Source organism: Symploca atlantica LB2515, from assembly GCF_052546295.1.
In genome coordinates, this window is record NZ_JBQWMT010000001.1 from 4,038,113 (window position 1) to 4,059,413 (window position 21,301).

Here is a 21,301-nt window from a genome sequence, read left to right on the forward strand (position 1 = left end):
TACCAGCCATCCTCTTCTGAGTTTGATTCACCCCAGATTTCTCAATCCATCTCGTCAAGATAGGTTAAGGCACTCTGAATCTGGTCGCTTTTTCCTCATAGTTCTAAGTCGAACCAGCCATCATCTCTAGCACTCGCCCCTAACAAAGCGGCAGAGATTTTGTCATAGTTGCCTCCTATTCAACATCCTTAATCCTGGTTTTACGCTCAAGGATTTCTTTGAGGACTAGAGTAATTAAAGCTAAGCCTGCTAGTAAAACAGCAGCGGAGAAAGCAGCTGCTGTTTGATACTGCTTATAAGCCTCTTCAACAAAAAGCGGTAAAGTTTGAGTTTTGCGGGCAATGTTGCCAGAAACAACTGATACAGCACCAAACTCGCCCATTACCCTAGCGTTGGTTAAGAGTACCCCGTAGAGCAAACCCCAACGAATATTAGGAAGAGTAACCCGCCAAAAAATTTGCCAATCTTTAGCTCCCAGGGTTTTAGCTGCTTCTTCTTGCTCTGTACCTGCTTCTTCTAAAACGGGGATGACTTCGCGAGCAACAAAGGGCATACTGACAAAGGCACTTGCCAGTACCATGGCGGGGAGAGCAAAAATAACGTTGATGTCTACTGCTTCGAGTATCGGCCCGAACCAACCATTACGTCCGTAAAGCAGTACCAGCATCAGACCTGCGACGACTGGTGATACAGCAAAGGGTACATCTAAAAGGCTCATAATAAAGACTCTGCCTGGAAAATGATGTCGAGTAATCGCCCAAGCTGCACAGAGTCCAAAGACTGTATTCATCGGTACGACAATTAGAGCAATGATCATGCTCAGTTTGACCGCATGGATAAACTCTGGTTCTGTCAAGTTGCTAAAGAAGGCACCGACTCCCCCCTTGAAAGCCTGCGCAAAGACGTTGAAAGCAGGAATGTACAAAATTAGTGCCAAATAAGCGATCGCCACGCCAATTAAAACTGGCTTTACCCAACCTCGCTTTTGTTGAGGAGAAAACGAGGGAGAAGCCGGATTTGTAGGAGGAAAAAACTGTTCTGAATTAGAGTTCATAACGTCGTCCCCAGTTTTGTAAGAGGTTAATTAATAACAGAACTAACAGAGATATTGCCAACAATACTGTGCCAATCACCGTTGCTCCTGCATAGTCATACTGCTCCAGTCGCTGGAAAATCAGCACTGATGAAATCAAGTCTTGAAAGGGAATATTGGCAGCGATAATGACAATTGAACCGTATTCACCAACCGCACGAGAAAACCCTAAAGCTACACCCGTCAAAATTGCTGGGACAAGAGGAGGTAGAATCACCTGCCAAAATGTCTGCAATTGAGAAGCTCCCAAGCACCAAGCCGCTTCTTCTATTTCCTGCTCCATTTCTTGCAAGACGGGTTGTAATGTGCGCACGACGAAAGGCAAGGAAATAAACAGCATCGCCAAGCCTACCCCAAGCCGAGTAAAAGCAATCTTAATTCCTAAAGGAGCTAGTAAAGAACCAATCGAGCCGTTATCGCTGTAGACAGTTGCTAGGGTCAAACCAGCAACAGCAGTTGGTAGGGCAAAGGGTAAATCAATGGCAGCATCAATGAGTCGCTTGAGAGGGAAATCGTAGCGAACTAACACCCAGGCAATTAAAACACCAAAAACTGCATTAATTAAGGCCGCGATTAGGGCCGTAACAAAAGTGACATTGTAGGTAGCAAAAGCAACAGGTTCGGTGGCAATTCTCCAAAATTCGCTGGGTGTTACAGTGCTAGCTTTTAAAAGTAACGCTGATACGGGCAGTAGCAGCATTATAGTGAGATATCCTAACGTGATTCGCCAAGGCCAAGAGAGCTTGGTTATTTGCAGAAAGGAACTCTGCCAACTACGATCTGGCTGACGAGAAGAAGATATAGCCATAAAACAGAGACATCAATAGTTAGTGGCAATCTGGGGAGTTATTTCTAGAGGTAATTGTTGCTATCACCTAGTTTTTTGTTTAGCCAAATCTAGACTTCCCACCTTGGCCATAACAAATTTTTCTTAGTGCTATTTCAAGTTAGAGCGAATTTTGTCGAAAGCAGCTCCATCGGCAAAAAATTGCTTCTGAACTGTATCCCAGCCTCCCAAATCTTTGACGGTAAATAAGCTTTTGACGGTAGGATACTGTTTGGCAAACTCCTTGGTCACTGTCTCATCTACAGGACGAAAGCCAACTTTAGCAAATTCTCGTTGAGCTTCTGGCGTAAAGAGGTACTCAACAAAGGCTTCTGCCACTTCTCTTGTTCTGTGTTGATCCACATTTTTGTCTACCACAGCAATAGGATTATCGATGGAAATATTAACCTCAGGCACAACATAAGGAAGTTTTTGCCCATTCTGTGCTGCTAGTAACACCTCATTTTCGTAGTTGATCAGGGCATCACCTTGACCTTGCTTAAAGAAAACGTCGCTGGCTTCACGAGCATCTCTAGGTAGTACAGGCACGTTTTTATAAACTTTGTTAGTGAAATCAAACGCTTTTTGCTCATTACCACCGTTTTTTGTTGCTGAACCCCACAATGCCAAGAAATTCCAGCGTGCGCCGCCCGAGGTTTTGGGGTTAGCAGTAATTACTTTTACATCATCTCTTGCTAAGTCTGACCAGGTTTTGATGCCTTTAGGATTACCCTCCCGTGTCACAATTGCCCCTACTGATTTATGAACAATTGACTCATTCGGTGCTTCAGTTTCCCAACCAGGTTCAATTAGTCCTGCTTCTTCAATTCTTTCTGTATCTAGTGCCAAGGCTAAAGCGACGACATCAGCTTCAAGACCATCAATCACAGCACGAGTTTGAGAACCGGAGCCACCGTAACTTTGGTTAAAGGTAACGTTTTGATTATGTTCTTGTTGCCACTTTTGAGTGAACTGGGGAATAATTTTTTCGTAAGCAGCCTTAGTCACAGCGTAGGAGACAAGAGTTAACTCAATATCCTCACTACCAGTCGTAGTTTTGGAGTTATTGGTAGAGCAGGAAGAGATTACCGCACTCAAGCCCACTCCTACCAAGAAGAAGCACAATGACCTTTTGAAGTAACTTGATTGCAGCCCGTTGGAGTGCTGTTTGTGCTGCTGAGTAACTTTGAGCTGATTGATAGTTTGTGGCAGACCCATCACATTCCCTTAGTTAAACTACGGTTTATCGGTCGAGATACTGTAAAAACTTTATGATAGAAGATTCTACAGCAGTTAAAGGAATTTTGGTGACATGCATTTAGGAAATTAGGAGTTGAGTTTCTTGAGGTGCCTCAGCAGTCTGAAGTACAAGCCAAATCTGCCCGGAGATATTTCGCAGATGAGATTGGCAAGCAGAAGAATTATGATCCTTTTTCCGGATGCAACTAGAGTAATTCTGTATGGAGAAGCAGTAGATGCACCCTGATCAAATCCCTCAGTTTCCCATTACTGAGGGTTTTTTTGTCTTATAATCTCTATTTGACCCTTATTGCTACCAGTGGCTTGCACTTGCTGTGAATTATGTTGGTTTAAAAGCGTAATTTGTCAATAAATTGTCAAATTCAGAGCCTGGGTAGTGATAGTGCTTCAAAATTTGCTATATTATTCCTGGTCGCTGGTGTAACTCAGTTGGTAGAGTAGCTGATTTGTAATCAGCCTGTCGCAGGTTCAAATCCTGTCACCAGCTTTTTTCTAAAGCTTTAGGGTTGTCCAATTCTCTGGCTGGGAGCATAACTTTGCCATTTTGGTAAGGTTGTTCCTCTAAGGCTATGCCCTCACCGGGATCGATCAGCAAGCGTGTACTCACAGCTACCAGTATGGGCTGGTGTTATTCCCCTAAATCTAGCTGCGAGTACACCCATTAGTGACTCTCGCGTGTTCTCAGATATCACCACCCCGACCTATGCCCTTAAATATAGTAGATGGTAGATTCTCCCAAAGATGCTGACTGCAAGTAATGTCAACTTCAGGGAATCAACTCCTCAGGAAGATTCCCTAGTTGCTCAACACTCCTATCAACTGTGGCGAGATAATCAGGTTCCTGCTCACTCAATCCGGTCTGACTGGCTTGAAGTGATGCTCCAATTTATAGCTGACGCTCGTCGAGAATTATACTATCAGGCTTTTGTTGCAGAGGTTGACTCTTTTATAGTTGGTTCTGTTAGCTGTCAGCTCTTTGCTGGTCTTTATCCACTTGCTCTGACAGCAAAATACCGCAAATATGGCTACATATGGAATGTTTATGTTGAGTCACCTTACCGAGGTCAAGGACTTGCTAAAAAACTGACTCGTACAGCATGCAACTATCTCAAGTCACTGTGTTGTACGCAGGTTATCTTACACGCCTCACCCTTCGGTAGACCAGTATATGAACGCCTCGGTTTTGTAGATAGCAATGAGATGCGGTTAGATCTAATTTGAAGTTAAGATAGCATTTCTCGATTAAATTTTTCCTTTGATCAACATTGGCGCTATTTGCAAGTTGGAGAGTGGAGAGTTTTTATCATTAAAATAGCAAATGAGATTGCCCTAAGATAAAGTTGAGTGACAAAAAACCCAGATCTCTAGTCTGGGTTAAACCCAAAAATTCTGGCATCTTCTCAGCAGCAGCTAATTCAATGCCGATAACTCTGGTTCTAGTGTTGCCACTACCTTGACACCGTACTCTGTTTCAAAAACACCTTTTTTATAATCTAAATTCCAAATTTCTAAAACACAATCGTCATCAGCAACATCAGGAACCAGCCGTAAATATAGTTCCTGTTCCTCCGGGGAGTACTCACATTGCACTTGCCTAATTGCACCAATCTGCCGCCGATCAAGGGCGACTGCCAAGCGTAAAATAGCACTGAGTTGATTAACTATCTGTCGGTGTTCTTTACTAGGTAAATTGCTGTAATTCTCGTGCTTTTTCTTCGGAGTGCTCTTGCGGTGATAGCGAGCTAAATTAGCAATCACTTCAATTTCGGCTTCTGTAAAACCCAAAAGTTCACCATGGCGAATTAGGTAGTAAGAATGCTTGTGGTGAGCTGAATGACTTACATAAACGCCGCAATTATGTAAAATTGCTCCCGCCCAAAGTAACTCCCGTTCTTGAGTACCCCAGTGATGGAGATGTCCTAGGGTTTGGTCAAATAAATTGAGGGCAAACTGAGCAACTCTTTCACTATATTTCAAGTTTACCTGATATTTTTGGGCCACTTTAAACACGCTGCGGTGACGTACCTCACTTTGATAACGTAGTCGATTTTCAATCAAGCCGTGGGAGAGCATCCAGTCAACAATTACTCCTTCCCGGAGCGCTCTTTCCGCAATCACCAAATGCTCTACCTCCAGTAGCTTCATCGCTTCTAACAAAATTAATGCCCCAGCCACAATAATTTCTGAACGCCGATCTGATAATCCAGGAACTTCTGCCCTTTCGGCGCAACTAAGTGAGGCTAAGTAATCAACTATTTCTTGCAGTTCTTGGCGCGAGATTTCGTAACCTCTGAGGGGACTCGGAACTATACCCAGCTTTTCTCTAGCATTAATTGCTGCTAAGGTTTCAATAGTGCCGGATGTCCCCAGTAAGCGGGGCTTTTCACCTGGTTTTAAGTGAGCCTGTAACTCTTCAACAGGTCTTTCGAGCATTCCCCGTATATAATTTTGTAAGTATTGAAACTCCTTTTGACTAATCGGATCGGTAGTAACGAATTCGGCAGTAAGTCGCACCGCACCCACTTTCGTGCTGCTCAGGCTAAGGGATTCTTGACTATCCCCCAAAATTAATTCTGTTGAGCCGCCGCCAATATCGATGATGATGTGGGGTTGGTGGTTGAATTCCATACCCGACAAAACACCCAGATAAATCCGCCGCGCTTCTTCTGGGCCAGAAATTAAGTTAACAAATAAACCCAATTCTAAATGTACTTGCCGCAAAAACTCTCGCCCATTCCGGGCTTCTCTGACGGCGCTAGTTGCTACGGCAACAATTTGTTCGGCTCTGAAGCTGGTTGCTAAGTCCTGACAGCGTCGCAAAGTTGCCAGCGCTCGTGCCATTGCTTCTGGTGTCAAATCACCAGTGTCTGGCTCCCTTTCGCCCAACCTTACCGTGTCTTTTTCTTTGGCAATAATCGTAAAAGCTGGTAATACCGGGTCAATACGCACGATCACCATGTGAATGGAATTAGTACCAATGTCAATGGCGGCCAGAATACGGTCAGTATCGGCAGCAGTGCTGGCAAAGCTTACAGAATTCTCTTGGCTAGCTGAATTAACCATTAATTTAAGCTGTTTCTAGATTGATAATCTTAGTCTCTATTACTGGAAAACAATATCTTTAAAGAGGAGGAAATAAAAATAGGCAAAACATCCTATTTGCTCTTCCTTAAACCAAGAACTAACAACTCTTTCCATGCTGAGTGAGCAACAACCGAACCGTCTACCTAGCTGGCTGGCAATTATTCGTCTCCTACGATGGGACAAACCAGCCGGAAGGTTAATTTTGATGATCCCTGCCCTGTGGGCGGTCTTTTTGGCTGCTAGTGGGACACCACCTATTCCCCTTGTGGGCGTAATTATTCTGGGAACTTTAGCCACCAGTGCTGCTGGTTGTGTACTCAATGATTTGTGGGATCGCGATATTGACCCACAAGTCGAAAGAACGCGCACTCGCCCCCTCGCTTCTCGTGCTCTCTCTGTCCAAATTGGCGTGATTGTAGCCTTAGTAGCAATGGGTTGTGCGGGGATACTTGCCCTCTATCTCAACCCTTTCACCTTCTGGCTTTGCGTTGCAGCTGTGCCAGTGATCGTTTTCTATCCTTGGGCCAAGCGGGTGTTTCCTGTCCCTCAACTGGTACTCTCGATCGCTTGGGGTTTTGCTGTTCTGATCAGTTGGAGTGCTGTCACAGGTAACCTGGAACCCACAACCTGGCTCTTGTGGGGGGCGGTACTACTTTGGACTTTAGGTTTTGATACTGTCTACGCTATGTCAGACCGTGAAGATGACCAAAAGATTGGGGTGCGCTCCAGCGCTCTCTTTTTCGGCAATTATGCTGCTGATGCTGTTGGTATCTTCTTTTTGGGGACTGTGGCTCTCCTCGCAAGGCTAGGTATTGTTATGCAGTTACAATTCGGCTTCTGGATTGCCCTGGGTATCGCTAGCCTTGGCTGGATTTGGCAATATACCCGCCTGCGCCAGCCAGATCTTGCTAAACCCGTCTACGGTGAGATTTTCCGCCAGAATGTCTGGATTGGCTTTGTTTTACTTACTGGCATGATTGCTGGTCTTGTTCTTTAGTTGGCACTTCATCCCACTCCTCAAACGAGTGGGATGCACCTGTTGCTAGCTATTAGAGACAAAACTAGGCAGCAAGACGACCGAACTAGCGAAGTATTGAAAGTTACCGGTATAACTGCTTGACAGGCAAGCGTCTGATCTATAATATGAGTGTATAGAAGTACTTCAATAAATAAAAACTTGATGTAACATAATAAGTCTAGATAAGTTTAGCCCCTACACAGTGGGGAAAGACGAAGATGAGATCCGCAGAGTTTTCTCGTACTGCCAAGGCCTTGGCTGATCCACGGCGCTTCGAAATACTAGAGGCGATCGCAGCCACTGATGAGTCAGCTTGCACGACACTCGTGGAACAGTTTCCAGTTTCCCAAGCGACGATCTCCCATCACCTCAAGGAACTCGCTAACGCTCACTTGATCATAGTGCGTCGAGAAGGTCAACATTGCTACTATCGGTTCTGCCCCCAAGCACTTGCAGAATACATCGAAGAATTGCAGCGGCGTACCCATCCCCAAGCAAGCCTAATTAACCACAGCTAGAAACGTAGCTCACTCAATTTTATTGTGGTGAAAGCTCCTAAGACATCTTTTAGCTGTGGGTTCCATTGATTTTTCAATATAGACACATAGATATATATCTATGTGTCTTTTAATCAAACCAACTCTGGAAAAACTTTATAGGAGGCGAATCATCATGTTTTTAACGAATATAATCCTGCTAGGCTCCGGTATCTGGGCTATTTGGATCGGCATCAAATCCTGTGAGCAAGTTCATGGTATCGCCCTAATCCTAACCGGACTGATTATGGCGATTTGGGGTTTAACTCTAGCACCCTTGGGGATACAAATCTTTGTAGAGATTCTCTTGATTGTTCTGGCTAGTTTTCTGTCTAATTCCTCTAGAATCAACGGCGCCATCGAACTTTTTCAGAGTAGGGAAGCAGAATGAAAAACCCCTGCCTTATACGGGGAAAGTTGTCAGCCTAGATAACTTCCTGCGTACTCCCCCTTTTTTCCAACTGAGGAGTATTTGTTAAGAGAAACTTGCCCTATGCTCAACGGCTTCAGCTTGTTACCCCTCGACTCTTCCTCCGCAAACGCTAAGCCTCTTGTTTGAGGATGAAGAGGCTGCCTAAAATAATTAAGAGAGGCTTCCTAAGAATAAAGCTAGTGAGTAAGTGAGTTCGACAAGACTAATTAGGTTAAATTATCTTAAGCCTGGAGAAACTCTAAATTTGTCTGACCTAATCTGACTCCACATCAAGTTCTGATCATGGTAGAAGCGTAAGCATCAAATAAAGCTCCCACTAGGCTACAGGTTACACCAATAACCATAGTTCCCTCTAAAGAGGATCCACTGCCGAAGACAGCAAGAATATCCAATAACTGTGTTGCCCCAGCCTGACCAATGGTTTCTAATCCAGGAATATATCCCATGCCACAGAGAGTTCCTAACAAAAATGTCACCAGTGCAATGGGAGCAACAAAACTAACACAGATTGTCAGCATGAGGGAACGGAGAAAGCTGGGCAAAATGCTCATAGATCTAACCGTATTGCAGGTGAACTGAACGCCAGATCCCAAATAAGGGTTGGCTTTTTCCACAATAGGGGTGATCGCTGCTGACTGCAGAAAATGTGACAAATCTTAAGTGTGCATTAAGAATATTTGTGAAAGTCAGTGAATCTTACTAGCAAAAGTCAGCGCCGTCTCAAATATTAAGTACACCTAGCATACAAAGAAAGCTGAACAGCTAATTTGGTGGTCTAGAAAAGAGGAAGTAGGGAAAGAATTATGAATTTGAACAAATTTCGACACTCTAGAATGAAGTTCTTTGCCTCTACTTCCCCTACCTGATCTGCATCTGCTGTTGGAAAAAGAATTAGCAGGCTAAGCTACTCCCGTATTTTCCTGCGCTAATTCCATTAAGATTTTTTGGGAACATTGTTTCTGGGTATCTTCAGCCGGATGTCTTTGGAGATAACTACCATCTAGCTGTAAATCCCAAGCTTGACGGTTATCTGAGAGCATAATTCCCAGAATTTCTTGCAAGTCTTTAGCTATTTGTGGATCTTCAATGGGTACTACTGCCTCTACCCGACGATCTAAGTTACGACGCATCCAGTCAGCACTGCCGATATAGACTTCTTCTTGACCCCCGTTGTGAAAATAAAAGATCCGCGAGTGTTCTAAATAGCGACCCACAACACTAACGACGCGAATATTTTCACTAACACCTTCAACGCCGGGACGCAGACAGCAAATACCCCGCACAATCAAGTCAATTTGGACTCCGGCTTGTGATGCTTCATAGAGTGTGGTGATAATTTCTGGGTCTACCAGAGAGTTCATTTTGGCAACAATACGACCAGTGGAGTCTTGACGGCAATGTTCGATCTCACGTCGGATCATTGCTAGCATGCGATCGCGCAAGTTTACTGGTGCCACCAATAACTTACGATAAGACCTTTGCCGCGAGTAACCCGTCAAAAAATTAAACAAATCAGTCAAATCTGCCCCCAAATCTTCACGACAGCTCAACAGACCTAAATCTGTGTAAACTCTGGCGGTTTTGGGGTTATAGTTGCCCGTACCAATATGGACATAACGAACAATTTTATGATTCTCTCGACGCACCACCAGCGATATTTTGGTATGAGTCTTTAGACCCACCAACCCATAGACTACGTGTACCCCAGCCTGTTCTAGTTTACGTGCCCAGACAATATTATTTTCTTCGTCAAAACGAGCCTTGAGCTCTACTAGAACCACTACCTGCTTGCCGTTTTCTGCAGCACAAATCAGAGAATTGACAATCGGCGAGTCCCCCGAAGTCCGATATAGGGTCATTTTTATCGCCTGGACATCTGGATCGGACGCGGCTTGAGTAATAAATTTCTGTACTGTTCCAGTAAAAGAGTGATAGGGATGGTGCAGCAGCAAATCTGAAGAGCGAATCACGCTGAATATATCTTCGAGATCCTCTTCTACGGCAGGTGACCGTAGACGCGATGGCGTTGCTGGTGTCCAAACAGGATCTTTGAGTTCCGGAACTGGTAACTCCAGAAAAGACATCAAATCTCCTAGTCCCAATAGACCTTCTACTTCATAAATATCGCTCTTCTTGAGTCCCATCTCCTGCCTCAGCATCCGCCGCATCGCGTGGGGCATTGTGGATTGAACTTCCATGCGAACTGCCGAACCGCCGATGCGTCGTTTACGCAATTCCTGCTCAATTGCCAAGAGCAGATCATCGGCTTCATCTTCTTCTACTGCCAAATCAGCATTCCTGGTAATTCGGAAAGGATAATACTCCTGAATATTCATCCCTGGAAACAGAGACTCTAAATTATGACCTATTACCTGCTCTAGGGGGACACCCGTCCAGACTGCTAGTTTATCCTGGTACTGCTGACGCAACTTTTTGGGAAAGCGCACAAACCGAGGTAAAACTTTGGGTACTTTCACCCGGGCAAAATCTTCTCTGCCAGTTTCAGGATCTTTCACCAAGACGGCTAAATTAAGGCTGAGATTGGAAATATAGGGAAAAGGATGGCTGTGGTCAACAGCTAAGGGCGTTAGTACAGGAAAAATTTCTTGCTCAAAATAGTTTTGCAGGTGAGCCCGCTGTTCCTGATTCAAGTCCATGTAATTCAGGATATTGATTCCTTCTTCCACCAACTGAGATCGCAGTACTTGCTGAAAATGTTGATGCTGTTCAATTACAACTGGTAGCAATATTCGATGGATAGCATCGAGCTGTTCACTGGGTGTTCTGCCATCCGGCGTTAGTGTAGTTACCCCCACATCTACTTGTTTCTTTAAACCCGCGATGCGAACCATAAAAAATTCATCTAGATTGGCGCTAAAGATTGCCATGAACTTCAGACGTTCGAGGAGAGGTGTTCGAGAATCTGTGGCTTCATGCAATACCCTTTTGTTGAACTCTAGCCAGCTGAGTTCCCGATTGAAGAAGTATTGTGGATCGCTCAGACTAACTTGAGGAGTGGTCTTCTTAGTTCTCGGCATGATGCTTCTAAAATTATGTCTGCGGCAGTTGGACAAAGCCTTCAAATTGATTGAGAAAGACAATAGGCATCCCCCCAGCTCCGTCAGAAAAGGAGAATGCGTTTTCTGGTTTTTCCCCGTTGGGGAAAAACGTAAAATTAGGTTATCTTATCGGGCTACAGTTCCTAAGTCAGGTAGATACAAGTACCCAACCAACTGTCCCTGCCAGAATTTACCCTTAATAAAGCGCGAATCTGACTGACAAACCTTATAGGGCTTACTTATATTATTCCTAGTAATTTAAAAAATGTAACAGTTTTGAGCAGAATTCCCCTTAGAGAGTTTGGTGTACTAAAAAACTAATTCCTGATAGCGTATGTTTTCTGTATTAGTGGAGCGCATCTTCAAAAATACTCCTCCTTTTAGTAAATTTCTCTAATCGTCTAGCTCACTAGTATTGCGCCCCAACCCGAATAGCACTAAGTTAGATGGGGGGTGGGGGGATATTAGATATCTGGTGGCAGCGTCTACTTTTACTAGTAGCAATTTTGAGTCACCTATCCTGATATCCTACCGTCTTCTAAAATCAACAAACTGCAATCTTACTATGTTTAACAAAGCCATTGCCAAGATCAAAGAGTGGTTTCCGGCCCCAGAAGTTCATGCTCACTGTGATGGTCCATGCGGCGTCTATGACCCCTCTGCTGCCCGCATCAACGCTGAGGCTGTGCTATCGATGACCAAGAAAATTCTTGATCTACAGCCACCTGCTGCCGGTGATCAGAATGCGATGGCAACCTACCAGAACACGATAACTCGGTACATCCAAATTAAGGAAGAGCAAGCACAGCTAACGAAGGAGGAGCTACTCATCCTCTGGACGGATTACTTTAAGCCAGAACATCTCCAGAAGTACCCAGATTTACACGATACCTTTTGGAAAGCAGCAAAGCTTTGCTCTGCCTGCAAGGTGGAAGTCAGTCTCGAACACGCTAACCAACTGATGGAGAGTGTGCAAAAGATTCACCAAATGTTCTGGGCCACTAAAAGTCGTGATGTCGCCTGGTACAAAGCCAGCTAGTCAACGGGAAAAGTTAGGCAAAAAATCTATTTTTTCTGCCGACTTAGTCTCAAGCGCTGCGTAAGGGTGATTTGGAGTGGGTGATGAACTCAAAGAAAGTAGCTTAAGGGAGCTTTTGCTCTGGCTTCTGAAAAAGCGGCGGCGCTTCTGTGTCACAGGAGAATCTATGGCTCCTTTGCTCAAGCCAAAAGACGAGATTTTAGTTGATCTAAAGGCATATCGTGATCAACAGCCTCGGCCTGGTGAGATAGTTATTGCCCAGCACCCCTACCAAACAGACTTGCGATTGGTAAAACGGGTAGCTTTGGTACAAGAAGACGGAAGTTGCTTCCTTACGGGTGATAATTCCGCTGAAAGTACCGACAGCCGTTCATTCGGTTTAGTGGCTCCAGAGCAAATCTTAGGTCAAGTCACCAGCCGCTTTCCAGGAAATTCCTAAGCTTTAAAGAGTAAACGGCCACGGCTCGAGCCGTGGCTGTTCTTATTACTAATTCGCCAGTTGATGATCTGGGCTTAATTAAACAGCAGCAGCTCCTTGAGCAGCAGACATTTGCTGAGCAACGAAGTCCCAATTAACTAGGCTGTTGAGGAAGGTATCAACGTAGTCAGGACGCTTATTCTGGTAATCCAGGTAGTAGGCATGTTCCCAAACATCGCAGGTCAACAAAGGAGTTTTCCCCATAGCGACTGGGTTATCAGCGTTCAGAGTCTTAGCGACTGCAAGCTTGCCGTTGTCTAGAACTAGCCAAGCCCAACCACTACCAAACTGAGATGTAGCCGCTTTTTTAAACTCTTCTTTGAAGTTATCAAAACTGCCAAAGTCAGCCTTGATTTTATCGGCTACAGCGCCTTTAGGTTCTCCACCACCATTAGGCTTCAGGCAATTCCAGTAGAAAGTATGATTCCAAGCCTGGGCTGCATTGTTGAAAAGACCGGACTTTGAGGAGTCATTGTAGGTTGCCTTGATAACTTCCTCAATTGACTTATCACCCATGCCAGCGTCTTGCGACATTTGGTTGTAGTTGTTCACGTACTTAGCGTGGTGCTTGTCGTGATGAAATTCTAGGGTGCTTTTAGAGATGTGAGGCTCTAAAGCCGTGTAGTCGTAGGGTAATTCAGGAAGCTCGTATCCCATAATGTTTTGTCCTCTATCTCTGTTTAAATATTAATGAAATAGAAGCCCGGATGAAATGCTTACGGGGGGGGTTTTATTAAGGAGAGTTATATATTAGTAATCTAGTTTGCATAGGATTTTAATGAAAAAAATTATCATTAAAATATTCACTTATCGCCATAAAAGCCAGTAGCTCATCCTTCTATTTCTTACTTATTCTTCAGTCAATTAACTTCTTAAATAGTCAAATATAGTCAAATATAGTTATTTTTCGCCTAATAGATTATGGATAACTGATACTTGCTGACACAACTTCAATCTGCTGAAGTAAAGGACTGGGTAAGCTTTTTTAGCAAAGAAGTATTAATTTATTGAATAAATTTAGCAATAGCTATAGAGCAATTCCAAGGTCATCTCTAAGTAGAAAATTTCAAAAATGTTTCGTTAAGACCTTTTGAACAAACTCGATTGCTGCTTCTGGATTAGTTGTCAGAAAAATGTTGTCTGGTGAGAGGCTAGCAAAGAACAATTGGCTTTCTTGATGATCACTTAGCAGAACTACTTTCTTACCCGCTTTCAAGGCGAGGGCAATTTCTGAGGCGGTTCCAGTTCCCATACCACAGGCAATTACCACATCACTAGAGAGAACGTTGATATTGTTGCGTGCATTTCCCAAATCTGTGCAAATCGCAATATCGACAGCTTCAGAAATACCCATGGAGTCCTCGGTTGGCAAGATACCGATAGTTAAACCACCTGCGGCTTTTGCCCCCTGGTTAGCGGCCTCCATCACCCCAGCTTTTCTACCACCTGTCAACAATACCCATCCCGCTTGAGCAATGTACTGACCCAGTTGATAAGCACGCTTTAGGTCAGCAGGTGTGGCGTTGTTCCCTGGCCCCATGATGCCGACGATGACTTTCTTCATGTCTCTGTGGTTACCTCTGGAGTTGATTGAAAACCAGTGGAACTCAAAACCTGTCTTGCTGTTTCAAGTAGTTTGACTGCCCCTTCCTCAGAAGAAAGCCCAGAGATATCTAGACTATGAATTGGTAGATTCCTCTGCTGGAGGTCATAGCAGTAAGTTTTGTCGTAGTACTCCAGAATAATATCGAAAGCCTGGGCCAGTTTGCCCTCCCGTAATAAGCTGATAGCCTGTTTAGTCCGCAAACCGCCTAGTCGCTTGCCAATACGTTCTGTAGCTGTTGCCAACTGATTAATATCTGCATCTCCATACATATCTACCAATAAAGCTAGTCTTTCTTGACGAGGGCGACTAACCTGAATTAAGGGAGCCAATTCCATCTGCTGAAAAATTTCCTCTGGGATACAACAGCAGCCAATGCGCTTACTTTCGGCTTCAATCCACACAGGTACGTGGCGATTCAAACTAGCCCAGTGTAGGGTGATTAAGTTCCAGAATTGTTCATTGGTTGGCTGAGGTGGTAATCCTAGACCGCCGTAACTACTGCCGCGATGGCTAGCGATGCCTTCTAAGTCTAGAACCTGTTCACCTTGGTTAGCCAAGACAGTAAGCAGGTTAGTCTTACCTGTACCAGTCATACCACCCAGAATGATCATCTTTTGGGGGATAGCTAGCAGAGAACGACTCCAGCGACGGAATGCTTTATAGCCTCCTACTAGTAAAGAAACATCGAGTCCACCAGTTTCTAGCACCCAAGCTACCGCAGCACTACGCATGCCACCCCGCCAGCAATAGAGACGGACTTGACGATGGGGAGCGAGCACCTTAGCTTGAGCAATAAAGCCAGCAAATTTGGGCCCTGCGATCGCAAATCCCAGTTCCACAGCCGTTTCATGTCCCTGGTGCTTGTAGCAGATGCCCACCTTTGCCCGTTCATCATCATTGAAGAGGGGGAAACTAATAGCCCCAGGAATGTGACCTTGTGCATACTCAGCAGGAGAACGAACATCTAGAACTACTCCTGGTGTGTTGAGAAATTCGGCGGGCGCGAGAGGCTGGGACATAGGATAGGGTAGAACCTGAGTTGGGGTTTAGATTTCCCTCTATTCCTTGATTTTAATGGGCTGTACCTGATTAACCGGGGAGTTAACCTGACCGATAATACTGCTGTGGGTATATCCCAAGTTCTTTAAGGCAATTAAACAAGAATTAGCTTGGTCAGCGGGGATGGAGGCTAGCAATCCGCCTGAAGTTTGGGGATCGAATAGCAGGGGATAGAGAGGGTGAACACTCACCTGACTCTTATTAACAATCGAGTCCGATAGACGCAAGTTTGCCGGATAGAGGGAGCTAAAAATGCCTTGTTGTAGAGTTTCCATCACTCCCTCTAAGACTGGGATTGCTGCCAAATTGAGTTCAACTGCTACTTGAGAGGCTAGAACCATTTCCCTTAAGTGTCCGAGTAGCCCAAAGCCCGTAACATCAGTGCAGGCGCTGGCTTGGTGTTGCCGTAGACAGGTTGCTGCTGCCTGGTTGGAGAGTAACATTGACTCAATTGCTGGTTCAATCCAACGTCCTTTTGCCTTAAGGCGCATATCAGCCGCAAAGAGTATCCCTGTCCCCAAGGCTTTAGTTAAAATCAGCACGTGACCTGGTTTGATTCCTCCTTTGCGTAGAAGCTGTTCGGGAACCACTAAACCATTACAGGAGAGACCAAAAGCGAGTTCTGCTCCCTCAGTAGTGTGTCCACCAATTAGAACAGCTTGAGCTTGATTGAGGACTTTGGTTGCTCCAGAAAGCAATTGATAAAGGGTATCTTCCAGTTTAGCTGGCGCAGCATAGGGAATAGTAGCGATCGCTAGTACACTCTGAGCCTGGGCTCCCATAGCAAAAATATCGCTGAGGCAATGATTGGCTGTAATTTGCCCTAGTAAAAATGGGTCATCAAGCAGAGACCGAAAATAATCTATGGTCTGTACCATCACTTGACCTACTGGCACACTGATAACTGCCGCATCGTCTGGTGCATCTAGTCCAATGAGAATGTCTTCTCGTTCTATCCCATCTGGATTTTCTTGTCTAATTCGATGTAAAACCCTCTCCAGCACAAAGCTACCGACTTTAGCGCCACAACCACCACAACGCATGAGAGTCTCTGCGGTGTCAGAGATGTCAGAAGACGGAGAGGATAAAACCTTGTCTCCCCTATCTCCCTGACTCTCCATCTCCGAAGCTAGATTATTAAATTGCTCCATAAACTTGCGGTCTATGTAATCTTTCCAGCGCCAGAGTAAGGGATTAGGACCCAAGCCGAACCAACTACGAGAGGCTAGTGCTTGGCGATTGCCAGTGCCAATTAAGATGAGGAATTCTCTTTGAGGGACAAAGGACTTGAGAGATTTGCCTAGTAGGGCGCGTCGGAGATTGTCGAAGAGTGGCTGGCCCTGACGCACGGCAAAAACTCCTGCCTTGGGGCGGGGGTGGTTGACCATCGTGGCAACATCTCCAGCGGCGAATAGCTGAGGGTGGGAGATAGATTGCAATGTATCGCTCACTTCAATAAAGCCTCTGGCATCAGTTGCCAGTCCTGATTGCCTTAGCCAGGGTGCTGCGGATGCCTGAGTTACCCAAAAGACGCGATCGCATTCAACTATCAGGCCTGACTGGCATTGAACCATCTTCGGTGTAGAGGCATTGGCCTTTGGTTCGTCAGCAAGTGCCTGTACAGCGCTAACATTTTCCCGAAGATGCAATTTAACTCCCCGACGCTGGAGAATCTGCTGGAGACTTTGACCAACCCAAGGATGGCGTTCTGGCAACAAAGAAGCACCGCGCTGGAAGAGATGTATTTCTAGGTTTTGGCTTGGTTGCTGGGCTTGGCGGTAAATGCGGTGCAGATGGGCTTGAACCGCCAGAGTTAACTCTACACCGCCTGCTCCACCGCCGACAACTGCCAGACGGATTTTTTTATGGGGAAATTGAGTAACTTCTTGAGTTACTTCTCGCCAATAGGTAAGAAACTGAGATATTGGCTTAACAGGGATTGTGTAGGTTGCGGCACCGGGTACGGTTAAGGCTGCGGGTGTACTGCCAATGTCAATTGAGAGTAGGTCAAAGGGAACTGGTGGGCGATTAGCGCAGATGACACGATTATTTTCTAGGTCAAGGCCGATTGCCCGGTCAACATAGATGCGTGCTTGGGCAAAATTAGCCAGGGGACGCAGGTCAATATGACATTGATCAAAGTTATACAAACCGGCTACATACCCTGGCAGCATTCCTGAGTAAGGAGTTTCTGATACATTGGTAATTAGGGTTAACCTCACCTCTGGCAGGGGTTGCATACCAAATTTCTTCAGTGCGATCGCATGGCTGTGTCCCCCTCCAATCAGCACTAAATCTTTGGTTGGTGATCTAGATGAGTTCATTGACTTACCAGTTGCTGAATCTGTTGAAGATTCAACTGCTCTATGTTAGCCAAAACTACTGTGGCACCAGCGGTTTTGAGTGTCTGTGCGTAAGCTTTACTGCGTTCTGGTGTCTGTTGAACATGAGGAGGCAAAATGCCTACACCAATCCAGTGGCGTTGAGGATGAAGGTTCCTAGCTTTCTCGACGGTATACATATCAGCTACTGTATCTCCGGCATAAATCACGGGAAGTTTTGCCCCAACTTGATGTCTTTGCTCTAGCTGCTCAACTGTTGTCAATAAACCAGTAGGATCGGGTTTACCAGGGGCATCCTCCATGGCGATTATCACTGGTGTTTGGAGACCAAGGCGTTTTTCTAAGGCATATTTAGCTTCGTCTCTGGTGGCACCGCTGAAAAAGCCCCAGGGAATTCCTGCCGATCTCAGAGTTTCTAGATAGCTAGGCTGTAAGAGTAGAGGTTCGTTACAGATATATCCCGTCCAATTTTCTGGATCTGAGCCTCGGTAGCGAGAGTTAAAAAAAGCGATCAGACTCTCGTATTCAAGGGGCACTTGTGTTCGCACCTTACCCTGAGTCTCAAAGTAGCGGTAAATTAGCTCCTGTGATGCGTCCCAATCATTGTTCCAGATGCCTTCTGACTTAAGTTGGTCAATTTCTACCATGGAAGGTCGATATAGACCATCAGTAAAATGTTCCACGCTATCGATAATCGCTCGTCGGTAAGAGCCAGCAACATCACGCACGACACCGTCAATATCGAATACTACTAAAGCAGGATTGTGGGCAATGAGTGTTGGGGATTGGAGATTGGTCACAAAAAAGCTAACATCACAAGACTCTTGAATCGTAACGCATACAGGTCACGCACTAGACTACACCAACAGATTGTTAAACTAGTTCTGTTCAGCCGCGGCTTCTGTGGGGTAAAATTGGGGGCTGTAGAGTAATTGCAGGAGTCCTGGGATTTCCCTGGAGGTGTATTTGTCGAAGTTTATTCTCAAAGTTCTCTGGTTGGATGAAAACGTTGCCTTAGCAGTAGATCAAGTCGTGGGCAAAGGTACTAGCCCCTTAACGTGTTACTTCTTTTGGCCCAGGAACGACGCCTGGGAACAGCTCAAAGATGAGTTAGAAGCTAAGCACTGGATTAGCGACATGGATCGTATTGAACTGCTCAACAAAGCTACAGAAGTGATTAACTACTGGCAAGAGGAAGGCAGGAATCGTCCGATGTCTGAAGCCCAGACAAAGTTCCCGGAAGTCGGTTTTACGGGCAGTGCCTAAGCAGACAAAAAAGTGAGGCATCTATCTCGAAGACTACCTTGAAAAAGGGATTCACTATAGATAAGCAAAAGGCAAAAGAAGAGAATTAGTTCTTTCTTTTGCCTTTTTATTTTTTAATTAGATGAGAGAAGTGGTTAAAAATATCTGCTAAGTCGAGAAATTTTTCCTCCTTAGGCAGTCCCCCATTCCCTTGCTCAAACCATACCACCAGCGGCTTGAAAGCGGGCACGCGCTCTTTTGAGAGCTTGAGTAGCCTGAATTGTTTCTTGGCGATTTTCGCCAGCTTGGAGCTGATTAAAACGCTCTTGGGCTTGGGCAAAGGCTTCCCGCGCTTTTTCCTTGTCGATTTGATCTCCCCGTTCAGCGCCGTTAACAAGAATTGTCACTTCGTTGTTTTCAACTTCAGCAAAGCCACCCATCAGAGCGATCGCAATCCAGTCTTTACCAGGACGAACTCGCATTACCCCAATATCAAGAGCTGATAATAGAGGAGCATGATTGCTCAAAATGCCCAGTTGACCAGTGGTACTTGGCAGAATTACTTCTTCAGCCTCAGAATTCAAGACAGTTTTGTCGGGAGCTACTACACGAACAGTTAGGGTCATAAGAATAGGTTACAGGTTAGCAGGTTGTGGGTTAAGGGTTACAGGTTGGAGGGCTATAAGGGAAGCAGGTTAGTATTCTCTTTCGACCTTCGACCTTCCAACCTGCAAAACTGATTTAACTCTTCATTTTCTGAGCTTTGGCGATCGCTTGGTCAATATCGCCCACTAGGTAGAAAGCCTGCTCTGGCAAGTCGTCAAATTCCCCGTTGAGAATCATCTGGAAGCCCTTGATGGTATTCTCTAGGGTGACGTATTGACCGGGGGAACCTGTGAAAATTTCCGCCACAAAGAAGGGCTGAGATAAAAAGCGCTCAATCTTCCGCGCACGGGCTACGATCACTCGGTCTTCTTCTGACAATTCATCCAATCCAAGAATGGCGATGATGTCTTGGAGTTCCTTATAGCGCTGTAGCGTTTGCTGTACAGCACGAGCTGTGTTGTAGTGCTCTTCACCCACGATATTTGGCTGCAACATCGTTGAGGCTGAATTGAGCGGGTCTACAGCCGGATAAATGCCTTTAGATGCCAGGGCACGCGATAACACCGTAGTACCATCCAAGTGAGCGAAGGTAGTTGCTGGTGCGGGGTCAGTCAAGTCGTCCGCTGGCACGTAGACTGCTTGAATTGAGGTAATTGACCCTTCCGTGGTGGAGGTAATGCGCTCTTGCAATGCCCCCATATCAGTTCCTAGGGTGGGCTGATATCCTACAGCAGAAGGCATCCTGCCCAGAAGTGCTGATACTTCAGAACCCGCCTGCACAAAGCGGAAAATGTTGTCGATGAACAGCAAAACGTCTTGCTTACTGACATCCCGAAAGTATTCTGCCATGGTCAGTGCCGAAAGACCAACGCGCATTCTAGCTCCCGGTGGCTCGTTCATCTGACCGTAGACTAGCGCGATCTTGGATTCGTTGAGGTTGTCTTTGTTAATGACACTCGACTCTATCATTTCGTTGTAGAGGTCATTGCCCTCACGGGTGCGTTCGCCGACACCGCCGAACACAGACACGCCACCATGCTTGGTAGCAATGTTGTTGATCAGTTCCATCATGATCACGGTCTTACCGACGCCTGCACCGCCAAATAGACCAATTTTGCCGCCCCGACGATAGGGGGTTAACAAGTCAATTACTTTAATGCCGGTTTCAAAGACAGAGGGTTTAGTCTCCAGCTCTGTCATTTTAGGAGCATCTCGGTGAATGGGGAAGGTTTCCTCGGCATTGACTGGACCTTGGTTGTCTACCGGTTCACCCAACACATTGAAAATCCGTCCCAAGGTGACCTTACCAACAGGAACTCTAATGGGGGCACCAGTATTAACAACTTCCATGCCCCGTACCAAGCCGTCTGTACCACTCATCGATACAGCCCGTACCTTATTGTCGCCTAACAACTGTTGTACTTCACAGGTGACGGAGACATCCTGACCGGCTTGGTTTTTGCCTTCAATTTTTAAGGCGTTGTAAATTTGCGGCATATTACCGCGAGAAAACTCAACATCGATCACAGGACCGATGATTTGGGTAATAAGGCCAATGTTCGTTTTTTCTGAGGTGGCTACCATGCTTGCGCTTATAAGTGTGATTCAGTGCTCTTT

21 protein-coding genes and 1 tRNA gene are annotated in these 21,301 nt (G+C 45.5%); 8 read left to right on the plus strand and 14 right to left on the minus strand.

The features are described 5' to 3' along the window. Positions 1 to 175 precede the first annotated feature (175 nt). The 3 genes from cysW to ACT7WV_RS16840 form a co-directional block, all read right to left on the minus strand. Positions 176 to 1,054: a sulfate ABC transporter permease subunit CysW gene (gene cysW / locus ACT7WV_RS16830; RefSeq protein WP_445103980.1), complete on the minus strand. Its 879-nt coding sequence runs from the start codon at positions 1,052 to 1,054 to the stop codon at positions 176 to 178. Continuing rightward, entirely contained in the window at positions 1,044 to 1,901 is an 858-nt protein-coding gene (gene cysT / locus ACT7WV_RS16835; RefSeq protein WP_445103981.1) for a sulfate ABC transporter permease subunit CysT, read from the minus strand. The genes cysW and cysT overlap by 11 nt, the downstream gene beginning before the upstream one ends. A gap of 129 nt (positions 1,902 to 2,030) precedes the next feature. Beyond that, a complete protein-coding gene (locus ACT7WV_RS16840; protein ID WP_445103982.1) occupies positions 2,031 to 3,137 on the minus strand; it encodes a sulfate ABC transporter substrate-binding protein in 1,107 nt (368 codons plus the stop codon). Positions 3,138 to 3,593: 456 nt separating this feature from the next. Between ACT7WV_RS16840 and ACT7WV_RS16845 the strand changes: the two genes are divergently transcribed. Beyond that, positions 3,594 to 3,666, plus strand: a tRNA-Thr gene (locus ACT7WV_RS16845). Here the strand turns inward: ACT7WV_RS16845 and ACT7WV_RS16850 are convergent. Continuing rightward, positions 3,658 to 3,786, minus strand: a complete 129-nt coding sequence (locus ACT7WV_RS16850; protein WP_445103983.1) for a hypothetical protein — start codon at positions 3,784 to 3,786, stop codon at positions 3,658 to 3,660. The genes ACT7WV_RS16845 and ACT7WV_RS16850 overlap by 9 nt on opposite strands. A 134-nt stretch (positions 3,787 to 3,920) precedes the next feature. Here ACT7WV_RS16850 and ACT7WV_RS16855 point away from each other — a divergent pair, with 134 nt between their 5' ends. Next, the gene (locus tag ACT7WV_RS16855) at positions 3,921 to 4,400 is read left to right on the plus strand and encodes a GNAT family N-acetyltransferase (RefSeq protein WP_445103984.1); all 480 of its coding nucleotides are present in this window, start codon (positions 3,921 to 3,923) and stop codon (positions 4,398 to 4,400) included. A 189-nt stretch (positions 4,401 to 4,589) separates the two neighbouring features. Here ACT7WV_RS16855 and ACT7WV_RS16860 read toward each other — a convergent pair whose 3' ends face one another. Then, positions 4,590 to 6,242 carry a Ppx/GppA phosphatase family protein gene (locus tag ACT7WV_RS16860; protein ID WP_445103985.1) on the minus strand — a complete coding sequence of 551 codons (1,653 nt, stop codon included), beginning with the start codon at positions 6,240 to 6,242 and terminating at the stop codon, positions 4,590 to 4,592. A gap of 133 nt (positions 6,243 to 6,375) precedes the next feature. Between ACT7WV_RS16860 and ACT7WV_RS16865 the strand changes: the two genes are divergently transcribed. The 3 genes from ACT7WV_RS16865 to ACT7WV_RS16875 all read left to right on the plus strand — a co-directional run bounded on the left by ACT7WV_RS16865 (position 6,376) and on the right by ACT7WV_RS16875 (position 8,208). Continuing rightward, the gene (locus ACT7WV_RS16865) at positions 6,376 to 7,260 is read left to right on the plus strand and encodes a 4-hydroxybenzoate solanesyltransferase (protein ID WP_445103986.1); all 885 of its coding nucleotides are present in this window, start codon (positions 6,376 to 6,378) and stop codon (positions 7,258 to 7,260) included. 239 nt (positions 7,261 to 7,499) lie between these two features. Further along, a complete protein-coding gene (locus ACT7WV_RS16870) occupies positions 7,500 to 7,799 on the plus strand; it encodes an ArsR/SmtB family transcription factor (RefSeq protein ID WP_445103987.1) in 300 nt (99 codons plus the stop codon). A gap of 154 nt (positions 7,800 to 7,953) precedes the next feature. After that, the gene (locus ACT7WV_RS16875) at positions 7,954 to 8,208 is read left to right on the plus strand and encodes a hypothetical protein (RefSeq protein WP_445103988.1); all 255 of its coding nucleotides are present in this window, start codon (positions 7,954 to 7,956) and stop codon (positions 8,206 to 8,208) included. Positions 8,209 to 8,519: 311 nt separating this feature from the next. Here ACT7WV_RS16875 and ACT7WV_RS16880 read toward each other — a convergent pair whose 3' ends face one another. Together ACT7WV_RS16880 and ppk1 are read right to left on the minus strand one after the other, a co-directional pair. Beyond that, positions 8,520 to 8,801 (minus strand): hypothetical protein, encoded by a 282-nt coding sequence (locus ACT7WV_RS16880; RefSeq protein ID WP_445103989.1) that lies wholly within the window; start codon positions 8,799 to 8,801, stop codon positions 8,520 to 8,522. A gap of 348 nt (positions 8,802 to 9,149) precedes the next feature. After that, positions 9,150 to 11,288 (minus strand): polyphosphate kinase 1, encoded by a 2,139-nt coding sequence (gene ppk1 / locus ACT7WV_RS16885; protein WP_445103990.1) that lies wholly within the window; start codon positions 11,286 to 11,288, stop codon positions 9,150 to 9,152. 586 nt (positions 11,289 to 11,874) lie between these two features. Between ppk1 and sodN the strand changes: the two genes are divergently transcribed. Continuing rightward, positions 11,875 to 12,348 carry a superoxide dismutase, Ni gene (gene sodN / locus ACT7WV_RS16890; protein WP_445103991.1) on the plus strand — a complete coding sequence of 158 codons (474 nt, stop codon included), beginning with the start codon at positions 11,875 to 11,877 and terminating at the stop codon, positions 12,346 to 12,348. A 76-nt stretch (positions 12,349 to 12,424) separates the two neighbouring features. Beyond that, entirely contained in the window at positions 12,425 to 12,787 is a 363-nt protein-coding gene (sodX, locus tag ACT7WV_RS16895; protein ID WP_445103992.1) for a nickel-type superoxide dismutase maturation protease, read from the plus strand. Between the two features lie 78 nt (positions 12,788 to 12,865). Here sodX and ACT7WV_RS16900 read toward each other — a convergent pair whose 3' ends face one another. From ACT7WV_RS16900 to ACT7WV_RS16920, 5 genes are all read right to left on the minus strand, one after another. Continuing rightward, entirely contained in the window at positions 12,866 to 13,483 is a 618-nt protein-coding gene (locus tag ACT7WV_RS16900) for a superoxide dismutase (RefSeq protein ID WP_445103993.1), read from the minus strand. 409 nt (positions 13,484 to 13,892) lie between these two features. Next, on the minus strand, positions 13,893 to 14,390 hold the full coding sequence (locus ACT7WV_RS16905; RefSeq protein ID WP_445103994.1) for a TIGR00725 family protein: 498 nt from the start codon (positions 14,388 to 14,390) through the stop codon (positions 13,893 to 13,895). Next, positions 14,387 to 15,451 carry a tRNA 2-selenouridine(34) synthase MnmH gene (mnmH, locus tag ACT7WV_RS16910; RefSeq protein WP_445103995.1) on the minus strand — a complete coding sequence of 355 codons (1,065 nt, stop codon included), beginning with the start codon at positions 15,449 to 15,451 and terminating at the stop codon, positions 14,387 to 14,389. Before mnmH ends, ACT7WV_RS16905 begins: the two co-directional genes overlap by 4 nt. Positions 15,452 to 15,490: 39 nt before the next feature. Then, positions 15,491 to 17,815 (minus strand): selenide, water dikinase SelD, encoded by a 2,325-nt coding sequence (gene selD / locus ACT7WV_RS16915; protein WP_445103996.1) that lies wholly within the window; start codon positions 17,813 to 17,815, stop codon positions 15,491 to 15,493. After that, the gene (locus tag ACT7WV_RS16920; RefSeq protein ID WP_445103997.1) at positions 17,812 to 18,633 is read right to left on the minus strand and encodes a TIGR01548 family HAD-type hydrolase; all 822 of its coding nucleotides are present in this window, start codon (positions 18,631 to 18,633) and stop codon (positions 17,812 to 17,814) included. The genes selD and ACT7WV_RS16920 overlap by 4 nt, the downstream gene beginning before the upstream one ends. A gap of 166 nt (positions 18,634 to 18,799) precedes the next feature. Between ACT7WV_RS16920 and ACT7WV_RS16925 the strand changes: the two genes are divergently transcribed. Then, complete coding sequence (locus ACT7WV_RS16925) at positions 18,800 to 19,099, plus strand: 30S ribosomal protein PSRP-3 (protein ID WP_445103998.1); 300 nt, start codon at positions 18,800 to 18,802, stop codon at positions 19,097 to 19,099. A 194-nt stretch (positions 19,100 to 19,293) separates the two neighbouring features. On the opposite strand, the gene atpC is transcribed toward ACT7WV_RS16925, so the two are convergent. After that, the gene (atpC, locus tag ACT7WV_RS16930; protein WP_445103999.1) at positions 19,294 to 19,704 is read right to left on the minus strand and encodes an ATP synthase F1 subunit epsilon; all 411 of its coding nucleotides are present in this window, start codon (positions 19,702 to 19,704) and stop codon (positions 19,294 to 19,296) included. Positions 19,705 to 19,819: 115 nt separating this feature from the next. After that, positions 19,820 to 21,268, minus strand: coding sequence for a F0F1 ATP synthase subunit beta (gene atpD, locus ACT7WV_RS16935; protein WP_445104000.1), 1,449 nt, complete (start codon positions 21,266 to 21,268; stop codon positions 19,820 to 19,822). Between the last annotated feature and the right edge of the window lie 33 nt (positions 21,269 to 21,301).